This is a genomic window from Paraburkholderia ferrariae NBRC 106233, from assembly GCF_000685035.1.
Taxonomy (GTDB): domain Bacteria; phylum Pseudomonadota; class Gammaproteobacteria; order Burkholderiales; family Burkholderiaceae; genus Paraburkholderia; species Paraburkholderia ferrariae.
Genome location: NZ_BAYB01000012.1, coordinates 309,210 through 322,542, shown reverse-complemented (window position 1 = coordinate 322,542; position 13,333 = coordinate 309,210). Strand labels below are relative to the sequence as shown.

The window sequence follows — 13,333 nt, the reverse complement described above, 5'->3', positions numbered from 1 at the left end:
TCACCCGCAGACTCAAGCCCCACAAGGTTTCCCGGGGGGCTTCCCGTCTCCCCGCGCTCTCAAGGAAAGCGCGAAAGACCGGCATTCTAGAGACCCGCTTCCGTTCTGGCAAGCGGTTTTTTGACAAGGCCCAACCCGGCAGCCCGTAACGCCACTATCCAGCCTCTATCTATCGTCCAGTCCATCTGGATGAGGTGCATAGCCCCATCACCCGCCCCCTCAACCAGCCCGGCGCACGTGCCCTGGCCATATATGCCAGTCGTGATGCTGCAGCGCAAACCGATGGCGGGCACGGAACCGACTAGAATATGGGGTTCTCCGCATTCCAACTCACAGATTTATGCGCTCGCGAATCGCCAAACGCCTCCCACCAGACGCCGACAAACTCGTCGGCCTGTCGCTCGCCCTGTTCGCCTCGGGCAGCCGCACCGAAGACCGTTTCTGGGAGGCCAAGCTCGACACCTTGCTAGCGAAGGTCGTGCGCAACGGCAACCAGACGACGCTCGACGCCGCGCTCGACCATCTGCAGCAAAACCACCCGGATGCCTACGGCGCCCTGGCGGACATGGCCGAGACGCACAGCGAGTCGTTCATCGTCGAACACGAGGGCACGCAATACGAGGCGCTGCTCGTCGCCGCACCCGTGCTCGCCTGGACCCGCTACGTCATCCCTTCGGGCCCGCTGAAGGCCGACAATGCCGACGCCCTGCGCACGCATCTCCAGGCGCACGTGCTGGCGAACGGCACGCGCGTCGCGATGGCGCCCTATCTCTATAGCATCGACCAGTTGCCGCGCCATCACGTCGAAACCTGGCGCCTCGCGCAACAGCTCTCGAATGCGGCACTGACTGGCAGCGCAGCAAAGATCAGCGCCGGCGAGCTGCCCGAGACCTCGCCGATACTCGCCGATCCGCGCTTCCTGCTGGCCGTCGTAGCCGCCCCGGTCGGCGCGCCGCTCTTCCGCTGGCAGGAAGAGGAGCACGGCTCGCGCATCGAGCGCGGCCAGTGCCTCGAACAGTGGGCGACCCAGGGCGGCGCCAATCTTGCCGTCGTGATGCCGGGCTGCGAATTCGAATGCCTGCTGCCCGACGCGTATTACTCGGCCTGCCGGGATGCCGACGAACGCGTGCGTCCGCACACCATCCGCACCGCGGTTCGCTATCTGCTCGACACCATCGGCACCGGCGCACAGGAACTGCGCGCCGTCGTGGCCGGCTTCGGCGAGCGCCGCATCGACGAATATCGCATCGGCTTCACGCGCCGCGGCAGCAATGACGTCCTCTATGGCGTCGTCTGGCCGCTGTATGGCCGCGAAAACGGCGACGCCGACATCGACGAAGAACCGACGGAGGAAAGCGTCAACAACGGCCCGCTCGAAGAGATCGTGGCGCTGCTGAAGGAATCGGGTATCACCGACATCCGCCGCCACGCCGGCCGTTTCGAGCCGGAATATTGCGACGACTGCGGCGTGCCGCTCTATGCGGACCCGCTAGGCGAGATCGTCCACGCCGAAATGCCCGAAGATGCGGAGCCTGCACAGCCGCATTTTCACTAACCCAACCGCCCGTTTTTGACCTGGTCCCGCCTGCGAGCGGGACTTTTTTTACCCTCAGTCCTAAGCCTTCTGGACAGGCCGCCACGGCGCAAGCTTTTTGTCATGATGGCGATGTTGGTCCGATTCGGCGGCCGCGTTCAGTACATGCGCCACGCATCCTTTTCGAGAGACCATCAAAACCAGCACAGGAGGGCATGTTCATGCGGTTTGCAGTATTCAATCCGGATGCCGAACGGCGCCAAGGGCTCAAGGCGCTGCTCAGACAAATCGACCGTCGTGCGCGCTTTAACGACGCCGCCGACTGGCGCAATGCCGAACGTGCCATGCAGCGGTTCACGCCAGATCTCTTCGTGGTTGACTGGCACGCCGGCATCCGCAGGGGAGAACTCCACGACTTCGCCCATCGCTACCGCACCGTGCCCATCGCCGTCATCGTCGATGCCGAAGCCTCGCCCAGCGCGGTCCGAAACCTGCTCGACGAAGGGGCGCGCGGCATCATCCGCCGCACTACCGACTCGATCCTGATCGTGAAACTGCTCGAGCTGATCCTGCTCGGCGGCAATCATCTGCCCACCGACGTCCTGACCGATCCGTGGCCCGCCCCGCAACCGCCGGCCCGTCCGGGCACGCACGAGGCCATGCGGCGTCCGCACCGCCCGCTGGTTCGTTTATCGCCGCGCCAGGAGCAGATCCTGCGTTGTGTTCACATGGGCAGCACGAACAAGATGATCGCCCGCGCATTGGGTATCAGCGAAGGCACCGTCAAGATCCACCTGACCAGCATCTTCCAGCAGCTCGGTGCGCCCAACCGGGCCGCGGCCGTCGCGATTTATAACGGTCTGCTCGCCAACCAGCTCGAAGTGCTGCGCGCCCGCTTCGAACTCGCGCCGAAACCCGTGCACGGCGCACACGGTCCAGTGCCGCTGCGGCAGCGCGAAAACTCCCCGTTCCGCTACCCGTTGCGGACAGGCGACACGGAGGCACCGCTGGCGATGGCTGCCGAACCCGACTACCCGTGGGGCGAGCCCGCGCTCACGCAGTGCAGCGACCCGGAGGCAGGAGCCGACGGCAGCCTGGACGACCCGCAAGCGTCAGCTCGCACACACGTTTTGTCATCCAACGAGTAATATGAAGCCATGGGGTTCCTCTATACGCCGCTTCCGTTGTGGGCCATCGTCGGTGGTTGGATTGCCGCGTTGGGCCTGCTCGCGCTCGCGATATGGCGGAACCCGTTCAAGCGCCTCCAGGACGCAACGCTCCAGCACGTTTGGCTCGCGATCATCGTGGCCGTCTCCGTGCTGTGGGCGAGCAATGCGTGGCTCGAAGACGGCACCGTGCTGCATCTGCTCGGCGCAACACTGGTGGTGACACTCTTCGACTGGGATCTCGCGCTCGTGGCCATGGCCGCGGTCGTCGCGCTTGCGGCGCTCGTCTTCGATTCGCCCTGGGACGGCGTGGCGCTCACCTTCCTCGTATTCGGCGCCTTCCCGGTGGGCGTCTCCGCACTGCTTCAGCGCGCCTGCATTGCCTGGCTGCCGCGCAACCTCTTCATGTTCATCGTCGGCCCGGGGTTCGTCTCGCCGGCCATCGCCGTGGCCGCCGCCGCGTATCTCGCACTCGGCGTCCATGTTGCGCTCACGGGCGGATCGATGATGGCCGTGCCGGCCGGCTATGCCTTCAGCGTGTTCCTGCTCGCTTCGGGCGAAGCCTGGTTCACCGGCATGGCCACCGCACTGATCGCCGTCTATCGTCCGGCCTGGGTCACGACCTACGACGTGCGCCGCTACCGGCTGGGTGGGCCGCGTACCTGAGCATTGCCTCCACGAGGCACAGCCGCCTCTGCGCTACACTGCTTTCACCGCGGCGCGACAGAGTGCCGCGGTCTTGCAACGCCGTCCTCACGCTCATGAGCACCCAGCATAGGGTTCGCCACAACGGAGACACAAAATAATTGTTTCAGGATTGAACTCGTCCCTGCGTCGCGGGCTCTTACTGGGCCAGACGCTCTACCCCGCTTCGACGCCAACCCGATGGACCGCAATTCTGCCTCACACCGGTTGCTGACGATCGCCGGCCAACTGGCGGCATGCGCCACGAGCTTCGCGCTCATCGTGGCACTGCCCGCCCGGGCCGATCAGGTCGATCAGCACAACGATCTCGTCAACACCTTCATCACCCAGATGCATGCCGACCCGCTGGTCGCCGACTGCGCCGCGCACGGCAACTTCGTCGCCAGCACATCGACCGCGCTCGATCACGTGGAGTTTCCCCCTTCGTCGTTCGATAGCGCGCATGCCACCGTCACGCCCTGGAACGATTCGTTCGACGAGGGCAAGCAGCGCGTCAAGGTCGATACGATCGTGACGGTCGACGGCATCGGCATCGCGCAGAACGGCAACGCAGGACCCTACGATCTGAAGTTCCGCTGCGGCTATGTGGGCAACCAGATGCTTGCGTTCAGCTGGAACGACCCCGTGCCGCCCGCGCGCGCGCGTAGCGAGCGCGCCGGGTCGTCGCACAGCAACGCGCACAGCAACGCGCACAGCAACGCGCACAGCAACGCGCACGGCAAGTCGTCGGGCAAAAAGGCCACGGGCAAGTCCACGAAAAAAGGCGCATCGGGCAAGTCGAACCACAAGTCGCCCGCGTCGGGCAGCACGAGCAAGAAGGCCAGCACGAAGAAGACGGCTTCCAAAAAGAAGACTTCGTCGCAGTAAGCACACACGCCTGGCCAACAAACGAAAAAGGGGAAGCGGCTCGCACCGCTTCCCCTTTTCTCATGCACGCGCCGTCTTACGCGAAGGTCTCCACGTGGTGCAGGATGGCCTGCAGCATCGCGGCACCGAGCGAAGCACTGCGCTCGCCGTTCCAGCCCACGCGTTCGTCCGGCAGGTTCGCGTTGTCCTTGAACGGCATCTCGAGCGTGAGCGAGAGGCAGCCGTAACGATGGCCGATGTACTTCGAGGCGAGCTTGAGCGCGTCCTCGCGATAGCGGCTCGCTTCGTAGCCGTGCTCGTCCTGGAAGTCGGGGCTCGCAATCTTGAACGCGTCGATAAATGCCTTCTGCTCCACGCGCTGCTGCTCGGTGAAGCCCGGTAGCATCTCCGATCCCGCGACGAACACATAGGGCAGCGACTCGTCGCCATGGATGTCGAAGAACAGATCGACACCCGTGGCCTCGATCGCTTCGCGCACCACGAGCACTTCGGGACTGCGCTGCGCGTCCGGCTCCATCCACTCGCGGTTCAGGTTCGCGCCCACCGCATTGGTGCGCAGGTTGCCGTGCACGCTGCCGTCGGGGTTCATGTTCGGCACGATATGGAACACGGCACGGTCGTAGAGCTTGCGCGCGACAGGATCGCCGGCCCAGTCGCCCCAGCCCGCCAGCCGCTTCACGAGCCCCTCGACGAACCACTCGGCCATCGTCTCGCCCGGATGCTGGCGCGCGATGATCCACACCGTCTTCCTGGGCTTGCCCTCCGGCGTGGCTTCGCCCGCCGTGCCCAGCGTGAGCAGCGACATCGGCCGCCCTTCGACGCTCTGCCCGAGTTCGGTGAGCGTCGCATGCGGCAGTTGCTGCAGCGCGCCGAGGAACTCCGAATGGCGCTCTTCGCCGTACGGCTCGAAATACGCGTAGTAGATCCGGTCGAAATCGGGAGTATGGTCGATCGTGAACTTCTGGCCGTCGTACGAGGTCGGCACGCGGAACCAGTTCACGCGGTCATAGCTCGCCACGGCCTGGTAGTTGCGCCAGCCTTCAGGAAACGCGCAGGCCGCCGCGTTCTCGAAGGTCATCACGCAGCGCTCGCCGCGCGCGCCGCTGAGCCGGAAGTAAAACCATTGTGCGAACTCGGACCGGTTGTCGGCCCGCACGCGCAGGCGGATGTCGTCGGCGCGTTCGCACGAGAGGACTTCGATCGCGCCGGCGTCGAACTGGCTGGTAATGGATAGCGTCATGACGGTTCCCTTCGCTTATTCGGCAATGCGCCGGCGGAATACGTAAGTCGAATCGTTCGATGCCTGCGCATCGAACGCGTAGCCTTCGGCGTCGAAACCCTTGAGCGCCTCGGGCTCGGCTATGCGATGCTCCACCGCATAGCGCGCCATCAAGCCGCGCGCGCGCTTCGCGTGGAAGCTGATGATCTTGTAGCGGCCGCCCTTCCAGTCTTCGAAGACGGGCGTGACGACCGGCGCCGCGAGCTGCTTCGGCTTGACCGCCTTGAAGTACTCGTTCGACGCGCAGTTCACGAGCACCTGCGCACCCTTCGCGTGCCGCGCGTTGTATTCGAGCTGCGCGTTGAGCGCGTGCGTGATGCGCTCGCCCCAGAACGCATAGAGATCCTTGCCGCGCGCGTTCTCGAAGCGCGTGCCCATTTCGAGGCGATACGGCTGCAGCAGGTCGAGCGGACGCAGCACGCCGTAGAGCCCCGAAAGCACGCGCACGTGCTGCTGTGCGTAGTCGAGATCGGCGCGGGCGAGCGACTTCGCATCGAAGCCTTCGTACACGTCGCCGTTGAACGCGAGCACGGCCTGCTTCGAGTTGGCTTTGCTGAACCGCTTCGACCAGTCGGCGTAGCGCTGGAAATTCAGATGCGCGAGCGGATCGGAAATGCTCATGAGCGTGCCGATCTGCTGCGGCGACAAACGGCGCAATCCGTCGATCAGTTCGGCCGCGTCATCGATGAAATCGGGGAGCGTGTGGGTTTCGACGTGCGCCGGCGTGTCGTAGTCGAGCGATTTGGCCGGCGACAGAACGATTATCATAGAGGCTTGCAGGCACGAAAGTGCCGATGTTCAAAGGCGAAAGCCCGATTGTAGCGAATGTCACGAATGACCGGTTTTCCGCCCTCGCCTTCTCCCGCTCCTTCCGGCGCCCTCGCGGCGCTCCCCGTGGTTCTCGATTCGAACGTGTGGCTCGATATCATCGTGTTCGACGATCCGCACACGCGGCCGATACGCGCGGGGCTCGAAAGCGGCGCGTTGCGGGCCTTGATCGACGCGCGCTGCCGCGCGGAATTCACCTACGTGCTGGACTATCCGCAGTTCGCGGGGCGCGGCGTCGAAAAGGCCGAAGCGATCGCTGCGATCGCGCGCCTCGCCTGCGAGATCGTGCCGCCCGAGTTGCCCGAAGACGCGCGCCCCCTGCCGCCATGCAAGGACCGCGACGACCAGAAGTTCCTCGAACTCGCGCGCGCAGCCGGCGCGGCATGGCTCGTTTCGAAGGACCGCGCCGTGCTCAAGCTCGCGCGGCGCATGGCGCGCGACTTCGGTTTCCGCGTGGCGACGCCCGCTGTCTTCGTGGCCGAAACCGGGCTCGCGGCGACTTCCGGCCCTGCCACAGACAACCCCGCCTGAGGCCGGCGCCTGCCGCGAGGCGCGTGAAGACGCGCCGATTCGTCCGCATTTGCCTAAAATCAGATTTTCCGACTCCACCCGACACCCCTTTCGCGCCATGAACGCATCGCATCTGTCGCACGAATCGCCGGCCACGCCGCTCACGCCCTCATTTCCGTCGCGTCTGCCGGACGTCGGCACGACGATCTTCACCGTGATGAGCGCGCTCGCGGCCGAAAAAGGCGCGGTGAACCTGGGCCAGGGCTTCCCCGACTTCGACTGCGACCCGCGCATCGTCGATGCCGTGGCGCAAGCCATGCGTGACGGGCACAACCAGTACCCGCCGATGGCAGGCGTGAGCGCGCTGCGCGAGGCCATTGCCGGGAAGATCGAGCGCATCTACGGCCGCCGCTACGACGCGGCGAGCGAGATTACGGTGACGGCGGGCGCCACCCAGGCGCTCCTCACCGCGATCCTGTGCGCCGTGCATCCCGGCGACGAAGTGATCGTGATCGAGCCGACCTACGACAGCTACCTGCCGTCGATCGAACTCGCCGGCGGCAAGCCCGTGTTCGTCACGCTCGAAGCCCCGGACTACGCGATCCCGTTTGACCGCCTCGCGGCCGCCATCACGCCGAAAACGCGCCTCATCCTCATCAACACGCCGCACAACCCGACCGGCACGGTCTGGCGCGCCGGGGACATGCGCAAGCTCGAAGAGATCGTGCGCGGCACGAACGTGCTGATCCTCTCCGACGAGGTCTACGAGCACATGGTGTACGACGGCGCGCCGCACGAAAGCGTTGCGCGCTATCCGGAACTGGCGGCGCGCAGTTTCATCGTGTCGAGCTTCGGCAAGACGTATCACGTGACGGGCTGGAAGGTGGGCTACGTGGCCGCGCCGGCGCCGCTCACCGCGGAATTCCGCAAGGTCCACCAGTTCAACGTCTTCACCGTGAACACGCCGATGCAGGTGGGCCTCGCCCAGTATCTGCGGGACCCGTCGCCCTACCTGGAACTACCGGCCTTCTATCAGAAGAAGCGCGACTTCTTCCGCGCGGGCCTCGCGAACACGCGCTTCAAGCTGCTTCCGTGCGACGGCACCTACTTCCAGTGCGTCGATTATTCGGCGATCAGCGATCTGCCCGAGGCCGAGTTTTCGAAGTGGCTCACGAGCGAGATCGGCGTGGCGGCCATTCCGGTTTCGGCCTTCTATCACGAGGCGCACGAATCGGGCGTCGTGCGCTTTTGCTTCGCGAAGCAGGAAAGCACGCTCGCGAGCGCGCTCGAACGTCTCGCGCGCCTCTGAGCGCAACCCCCGCGCGATGAATCCGCGAACGGCCGGGCGTTCCCGATCATCGCGCGAGCCCACGCGGGCAAACCCGCGCCTACGAATTCGCTTCGATGTAGGCCTTGCGCTCGGCGTTCACGCGCTGCGCCGCCGGCCGCTCGCCCACGAGCTTCACATAGGCTTTCCAGTCGATGCCGGCTGCGGCCACGTAGTCCTCGCCGTAGATCCGCTGCGTCGTCATCGCGACGAGTGGCAGACTCACGAAGGTCGCCGCGTCCGCCGCGCCAAAGCGCTCGCCCGCCACGTAAGGCGCGAACTTCGCGAGCCGCTTGAAGCTCGCGATATAGCGGCGCAGGCGCGCTTGCGCCGTCGCCTTCACCTCGTCGCTCAGCTTGCCGCCGAAGAATGCCTCGCTGTACAGCTCGCGCGCTTCGAGTTCGAGGTACGTTTCGACGAAGGCAATCAGTTCGCGCTCCTTCGCGGCCTGCCACGGGTCTGCGGCAAAAATCCCGCGCTCGGGGAAGCGGGCATTCAGATACTCGACGATCACGGCCGATTCGCTCAGGCAGCCGTGCTCGGTTTCGAGGAACGGCACTTTGCCGGCGGGCGATTGCGCGAGCAGCGGCTCGCCAAGCGGCAGTTTGTCCAACACTTCTTCGAAGGCGATGCCGTACTCGAGCAGCACGAGCTTGACCTTGTTGTAGTAGTTCGAGAGCGCGAAACCGTGCAGCTTGATCATCTTCGTTCCTCCTTGGGAAGGCGGCCGGCCGGGTGCCACGGCCAGCGACCGCCAATCTGTTTTCTAAGAAATGTACGACCGTGCTATTCTAGGCCAATCATGGAGTGAAGTTTCCAATGACTTCCCATCATTTCAACATTGAGACAACCGGCACCGCCGACACCTTCGCGAAACTTGCCGCAAAAGGCAAGTGCGGCGAAGAGGCGGCCCGCGCCGTCCCTCTCGCCATCCCTCTTGCCATCCCCTTCACCGCCCCACCTGCAACGCTCACGCGCCGTGCCTCGCGAGGCCCGCGCACGAGCCGACCCGGCTGCGCCCGCATTCCTTTTTCGAACGAGGTCCGCTCATGAGCGCCGAACTCCGCAGCACCCGGCCGCAAGGCCATGAATCGACGCTGGTCCTGACGCTGTCGAACCCCGGCGCGCGCAACGCGCTGCATCCCGACATGTACGCCGCCGCCATCGAAGCCTTCGACTCCGCCGAACGCGACAACTCGCTGCGCGCCATCGTCCTGACCGGCGCCGACAACTTCTTCTGCGCAGGCGGCAACCTGAACCGCCTGCTCGAAAACCGCGCCAGGGATCCTTCCGTGCAGGCCGCCAGCATCGACATGCTCGCGGGCTGGGTCACGGCAATGCGCCAGTGCAGCAAGCCGGTGATCGCCGCCGTGGAAGGCGCCGCCGCGGGCGCGGGCTTTTCGCTTGCGCTCGCCGCCGACCTCCTCGTCGCCGCCGAAGATGCGAAATTCGTGATGTCGTATGCGCGCGTGGGCCTTACGCCCGACGGCGGCGGCTCGTGGTTCCTCGCGCGCGCGCTGCCCCGCCAGCTCGCCACCGAAGTGATGCTCGAAGGCAAGCCCATTGGCGCGGCGCGGCTGGCCGAACTGGGCGTCGTGAACCGCCTCGCGAAGCCGCATACGGCGCTCGACGCCGCGCTCGCCTGGGCCGACGACCTCGCAAAAATCTCGCCGAACTCGATGACGCGCATCAAGGGACTCGTCAACGTGGCGGACGCGCAGCCGCTTGCCGAGCACCTCGTCGCCGAGCGCGAGAGCTTCGTCGCCTCGCTCCATCATCGCGACGGGCTGGAGGGCATGACGGCCTTCCTCGAAAAACGCGCGCCCGTGTACAAGTAAAACGCGTACCCATCACCCGTACAAGCCGACCCGCGAACCCGCCCATGAGCGATTTCCAGATGCCCACGCGCCGCCGCCTCTATCTGATGCGTCACGGCGACGTCACCTACTTCGACGATTCGGGCCGCGCCATCGACCCGGACACGGTGCCGCTCAACGACAACGGCCGCGCGCAAGCCACGGCGGCGGGACGCGCATTTGCTTCGCAAGCGGTGCATTTCGACCGCGTGATCGTGAGCGGCCTGCGGCGCACGGTCGAAACGGCACAGCTCGTGCTTGCCGAAACGGGCCAGCAGATCGATCTCGAAGTGCAGCCGGCCTGGCAGGAGATTCGCGGCGGACGTCTCGCCGCGATGTCGCCCGATGAAATCGAGAACGCGTTCCTGCGCGTCTTCGAGGGCATCGTCCCCGAAGACATGCGCTTTCTCGGCGGCGAAACGATAGGCGAGTTGCTCGATCGCGTGCTGCCCGAAATCGCCAGGCTGCGCGCCGATCCGTCGTGGGACACGGCGCTCCTCGTGCTGCACGGCGGCGTGAACCGCGCGATCCTCTCGCACGCGATCACGGCGGGCGGGCGCACGTTCTTCGGGCACCTCGCCCAGGCCACGGGCTGCATCAACGCGCTCGACGTGGGCGCGGCAAACGCGGACTGGGTCGTGCGCCTGCTCAATTTTGCGCCGCCGTCTACGCTGCACCGCGACGTGCGCAACACGACGATGGAAATGCTTTACGCGCAATTTCTGCGCTATCGGCCGCACGGTTAGCGCGAAGCGGAGCCGGGGCACGCGCCCGCGCACCGGATCGACACAAGAAGGGAGACAGACATGGCGCAAGCCACGACGGATGGAGACACCCCGAAGCAAACCGACTACTCGGCGTTCGAAGGCACGCGCCCGGTTGCCGAGCGACAACGCTTCGATACCGGGGCGCTGGCTGCCTGGCTCGCGGCGCACGTGGAAGGCTTCGCCGGGCCGCTGGCCGTCGAGCAGTTCGCCGGCGGCCAGTCCAATCCCACCTTCAAGCTCGTTACGCCGAAGCGCACCTACGTGATGCGCGCGAAGCCCGGGCCGAAGGCGAAGCTGCTGCCGTCCGCGCATGCCATCGAGCGCGAGTATCGCGTCATGGACGCACTCGGCGGCACCGACGTGCCCGTGGCGAAAATGCTCGCGCTGTGCGAAGACGAAGCCGTGATCGGCCGCGCGTTCTACGTGATGGAGTTCGTGGAAGGCCGCGTGATGTGGGACCAGTCGCTGCCCGGCATGACGCGCGAAGCGCGCGCCGCGATCTACGACGAAATGAACCGCGTGATGGCGGCGCTCCACAACGTGAACCCCGAAGCCGTGGGACTGGGCGATTACGGCAAGCCCGGCAATTATTTCGCACGCCAGATCGATCGCTGGAGCCGCCAGTATCAGGCGTCGGAAACGGAGCCGATCGAGGCCATGCACCGCCTCATCGAATGGCTGCCGCAGCACATACCCGGCGACACGGGTTCGCGCGTCTCGGTCGTCCATGGCGATTACCGGCTCGACAACCTGATTTTCCATCCCACCGAGCCGCGCGTGCTCGCCGTGCTCGACTGGGAGCTATCGACGCTCGGCGACCCGCTCGCCGATTTTTCGTACCACTGCATGGCCTGGCACGTCGATCCGGGGCAGTTCCGCGGCATCGGCGGGCTCGACTGGGCGGCGCTCGGCATTCCCGACGAAGCGGACTACGTGCGCCGCTACTGCGAGCGCACCGGCCTCGAAATTCGCGGCGACTGGAACTTCTATCTCGCGTACAACATGTTCCGCATCGCAGCCATCCTGCAGGGGATCATGAAGCGCGTCGTGGACGGCACCGCGGCGAGCGCCCAGGCCGTGGACGCGGGCAGCCGCGCGCGGCCCATGGCCGAACTCGCGTGGCGCTACGCGCAGAAGGTGCGCTAGCCCAGGCAGACACGACACCGGCACGACAGATACTTTCAAGGCGAGGTCATAGATGAATTTCGATTACACCCCGAAAGTCCAGGTACTGCGCGAAAAGCTGCTCGCGTTCTTCGACGAACATATCTACCCGAACGAGTCCGTCTATCACGAGGAAGTCGAGCGCAACCGCGCGAACGGCAACCCGTGGGTGCCGACCGACATCGTCGAGACGCTGAAGGTGAAGGCGCGCGAAGCGGGACTGTGGAATCTGTTCCTGCCCGACTCGGTGCGCGGCGCCGGACTCACGAATCTCGAGTACGCGCCGCTGTGCGAGATCATGGGCCGCGTGTACTGGGCGCCGGAAGTCTTCAACTGCAGCGCGCCCGACACGGGCAACATGGAAACCATCGAGCGCTACGGCAGCGAGGCGCACAAGCGCGAGTGGCTCCAGCCGCTGCTGGAAGGGCAGATTCGCTCGGCATTCCTGATGACCGAGCCGGACGTGGCGTCCTCGGACGCGACCAACATCCAGACGCGCATCGAACGCGACGGCGACGAGTGCGTGATCAACGGCACGAAGTGGTGGTCCTCGGGCGCGGGCGACCCGCGCTGCGCGGTCTATATCGTGATGGGCAAGACCGATCCCGAAGGACCGCGCCACGCCCAGCAGTCGATGATTCTCGTGCCCGCCGACGCCGCCGGCATCACCGTGCGCCGTCCGCTCACGGTATTCGGCTACGACGACGCGCCGCACGGCCACATGGAAATCGCGCTCGAAAACGTGCGCGTGCCGGCTTCGAACATTCTGCTGGGCGAAGGCCGCGGCTTCGAGATCGCCCAGGGGCGTCTCGGGCCGGGCCGCATCCACCACTGCATGCGCCTGATCGGCCTAGCCGAGCGCGCGATCGAACTCATGGCAAAACGGGCGCTCTCGCGCGTCGCGTTCGGCAAGCCGGTGGCAATGCAAACGGTCACGCAGGAGCGCATCGCCGAAGCGCGCTGCATGATCGACCAGGCGCGCCTGCTCACGCTCAAGACGGCCTACATGATGGATACCGTAGGCAACAAGGGCGCGCGCGGCGAGATCGCGATGATCAAGGTGGTGGCGCCGAACATGGCCTGCCAGGTGATCGACTGGGCGATGCAGGTGCACGGCGCGGCCGGCGTGAGCGGCGACTTCCCGCTCGCTTATGCGTATGCGTCGGCGCGTACCCTGCGCTTCGCCGACGGCCCCGACGAGGTCCACCGCAACGCCATCGCCAAGCTGGAACTGGCGAAGCATATGGATGCCGACGCGGCCTCGCGCGTCGAGCTGCCGGTCACGCGCTCCTGACCGGCCGCGCTGAACGGCTGCCGTGCCCGTCCGGCC

Annotated in this window: 14 protein-coding genes; 11 read left to right on the top strand and 3 right to left on the bottom strand. The window is 65.8% G+C overall.

Features of this window, described 5'->3' with window-relative positions:
* Positions 1–340 precede the first annotated feature (340 nt).
* From BFE01S_RS15330 to BFE01S_RS15315, 4 genes are all read left to right on the top strand, one after another.
* Positions 341–1,555 carry a DUF2863 family protein gene (locus tag BFE01S_RS15330; RefSeq protein ID WP_028226286.1) on the top strand — a complete coding sequence of 405 codons (1,215 nt, stop codon included), beginning with the start codon at positions 341–343 and terminating at the stop codon, positions 1,553–1,555.
* 200 nt (positions 1,556–1,755) lie between these two features.
* Positions 1,756–2,682 carry a helix-turn-helix transcriptional regulator gene (locus BFE01S_RS38685; protein WP_042337710.1) on the top strand — a complete coding sequence of 309 codons (927 nt, stop codon included), beginning with the start codon at positions 1,756–1,758 and terminating at the stop codon, positions 2,680–2,682.
* A 9-nt stretch (positions 2,683–2,691) separates the two neighbouring features.
* On the top strand, positions 2,692–3,366 hold the full coding sequence (locus BFE01S_RS15320; protein ID WP_028226285.1) for an energy-coupling factor ABC transporter permease: 675 nt from the start codon (positions 2,692–2,694) through the stop codon (positions 3,364–3,366).
* A 219-nt stretch (positions 3,367–3,585) separates the two neighbouring features.
* Positions 3,586–4,272 carry a BspC domain-containing protein gene (locus BFE01S_RS15315; RefSeq protein WP_028226284.1) on the top strand — a complete coding sequence of 229 codons (687 nt, stop codon included), beginning with the start codon at positions 3,586–3,588 and terminating at the stop codon, positions 4,270–4,272.
* A gap of 76 nt (positions 4,273–4,348) precedes the next feature.
* Here BFE01S_RS15315 and BFE01S_RS15310 read toward each other — a convergent pair whose 3' ends face one another.
* Both BFE01S_RS15310 and yaaA read right to left on the bottom strand, forming a co-directional pair.
* Entirely contained in the window at positions 4,349–5,512 is a 1,164-nt protein-coding gene (locus BFE01S_RS15310; protein WP_028226283.1) for a M14 family metallopeptidase, read from the bottom strand.
* Positions 5,513–5,527: 15 nt separating this feature from the next.
* Positions 5,528–6,319, bottom strand: a complete 792-nt coding sequence (gene yaaA / locus BFE01S_RS15305) for a peroxide stress protein YaaA (RefSeq protein ID WP_028226282.1) — start codon at positions 6,317–6,319, stop codon at positions 5,528–5,530.
* 66 nt (positions 6,320–6,385) lie between these two features.
* Here yaaA and BFE01S_RS15300 point away from each other — a divergent pair, with 66 nt between their 5' ends.
* Together BFE01S_RS15300 and BFE01S_RS15295 are read left to right on the top strand one after the other, a co-directional pair.
* Positions 6,386–6,910 carry a PIN domain-containing protein gene (locus tag BFE01S_RS15300; protein ID WP_028226281.1) on the top strand — a complete coding sequence of 175 codons (525 nt, stop codon included), beginning with the start codon at positions 6,386–6,388 and terminating at the stop codon, positions 6,908–6,910.
* A 97-nt stretch (positions 6,911–7,007) separates the two neighbouring features.
* Positions 7,008–8,198 carry a pyridoxal phosphate-dependent aminotransferase gene (locus BFE01S_RS15295; RefSeq protein ID WP_042337681.1) on the top strand — a complete coding sequence of 397 codons (1,191 nt, stop codon included), beginning with the start codon at positions 7,008–7,010 and terminating at the stop codon, positions 8,196–8,198.
* A gap of 79 nt (positions 8,199–8,277) precedes the next feature.
* Here the strand turns inward: BFE01S_RS15295 and BFE01S_RS15290 are convergent, their stop codons facing one another.
* Complete coding sequence (locus BFE01S_RS15290; RefSeq protein WP_028226279.1) at positions 8,278–8,919, bottom strand: glutathione S-transferase family protein; 642 nt, start codon at positions 8,917–8,919, stop codon at positions 8,278–8,280.
* A gap of 116 nt (positions 8,920–9,035) precedes the next feature.
* Here BFE01S_RS15290 and BFE01S_RS44295 point away from each other — a divergent pair, with 116 nt between their 5' ends.
* The 5 genes from BFE01S_RS44295 to BFE01S_RS15270 are packed head-to-tail and all read left to right on the top strand — an operon-like array spanning position 9,036 to position 13,297.
* Positions 9,036–9,269: a hypothetical protein gene (locus tag BFE01S_RS44295; RefSeq protein WP_156967017.1), complete on the top strand. Its 234-nt coding sequence runs from the start codon at positions 9,036–9,038 to the stop codon at positions 9,267–9,269.
* The gene (locus BFE01S_RS15285; protein WP_028226278.1) at positions 9,266–10,054 is read left to right on the top strand and encodes an oxepin-CoA hydrolase, alternative type; all 789 of its coding nucleotides are present in this window, start codon (positions 9,266–9,268) and stop codon (positions 10,052–10,054) included. Before BFE01S_RS44295 ends, BFE01S_RS15285 begins: the two co-directional genes overlap by 4 nt.
* Before the next feature lie 44 nt (positions 10,055–10,098).
* Positions 10,099–10,818, top strand: a complete 720-nt coding sequence (locus tag BFE01S_RS15280; protein WP_028226277.1) for a histidine phosphatase family protein — start codon at positions 10,099–10,101, stop codon at positions 10,816–10,818.
* Positions 10,819–10,878: 60 nt separating this feature from the next.
* Complete coding sequence (locus BFE01S_RS15275; protein ID WP_028226276.1) at positions 10,879–11,985, top strand: phosphotransferase; 1,107 nt, start codon at positions 10,879–10,881, stop codon at positions 11,983–11,985.
* A 52-nt stretch (positions 11,986–12,037) separates the two neighbouring features.
* Positions 12,038–13,297, top strand: a complete 1,260-nt coding sequence (locus BFE01S_RS15270; protein ID WP_028226275.1) for an acyl-CoA dehydrogenase family protein — start codon at positions 12,038–12,040, stop codon at positions 13,295–13,297.
* Positions 13,298–13,333 lie beyond the last annotated feature (36 nt).

Coding starts and splice junctions, on each gene's coding strand:
- BFE01S_RS15330 (WP_028226286.1), top strand. CDS start 341: ATGCGCTCGCGAATCGCCAAACGCCTCCCACCAGACGCCGACAAACTC.
- BFE01S_RS38685 (WP_042337710.1), top strand. CDS start 1,756: ATGCGGTTTGCAGTATTCAATCCGGATGCCGAACGGCGCCAAGGGCTC.
- BFE01S_RS15320 (WP_028226285.1), top strand. CDS start 2,692: ATGGGGTTCCTCTATACGCCGCTTCCGTTGTGGGCCATCGTCGGTGGT.
- BFE01S_RS15315 (WP_028226284.1), top strand. CDS start 3,586: ATGGACCGCAATTCTGCCTCACACCGGTTGCTGACGATCGCCGGCCAA.
- BFE01S_RS15310 (WP_028226283.1), bottom strand. CDS start 5,512: ATGACGCTATCCATTACCAGCCAGTTCGACGCCGGCGCGATCGAAGTC.
- yaaA (WP_028226282.1), bottom strand. CDS start 6,319: ATGATAATCGTTCTGTCGCCGGCCAAATCGCTCGACTACGACACGCCG.
- BFE01S_RS15300 (WP_028226281.1), top strand. CDS start 6,386: ATGACCGGTTTTCCGCCCTCGCCTTCTCCCGCTCCTTCCGGCGCCCTC.
- BFE01S_RS15295 (WP_042337681.1), top strand. CDS start 7,008: ATGAACGCATCGCATCTGTCGCACGAATCGCCGGCCACGCCGCTCACG.
- BFE01S_RS15290 (WP_028226279.1), bottom strand. CDS start 8,919: ATGATCAAGCTGCACGGTTTCGCGCTCTCGAACTACTACAACAAGGTC.
- BFE01S_RS44295 (WP_156967017.1), top strand. CDS start 9,036: ATGACTTCCCATCATTTCAACATTGAGACAACCGGCACCGCCGACACC.
- BFE01S_RS15285 (WP_028226278.1), top strand. CDS start 9,266: ATGAGCGCCGAACTCCGCAGCACCCGGCCGCAAGGCCATGAATCGACG.
- BFE01S_RS15280 (WP_028226277.1), top strand. CDS start 10,099: ATGAGCGATTTCCAGATGCCCACGCGCCGCCGCCTCTATCTGATGCGT.
- BFE01S_RS15275 (WP_028226276.1), top strand. CDS start 10,879: ATGGCGCAAGCCACGACGGATGGAGACACCCCGAAGCAAACCGACTAC.
- BFE01S_RS15270 (WP_028226275.1), top strand. CDS start 12,038: ATGAATTTCGATTACACCCCGAAAGTCCAGGTACTGCGCGAAAAGCTG.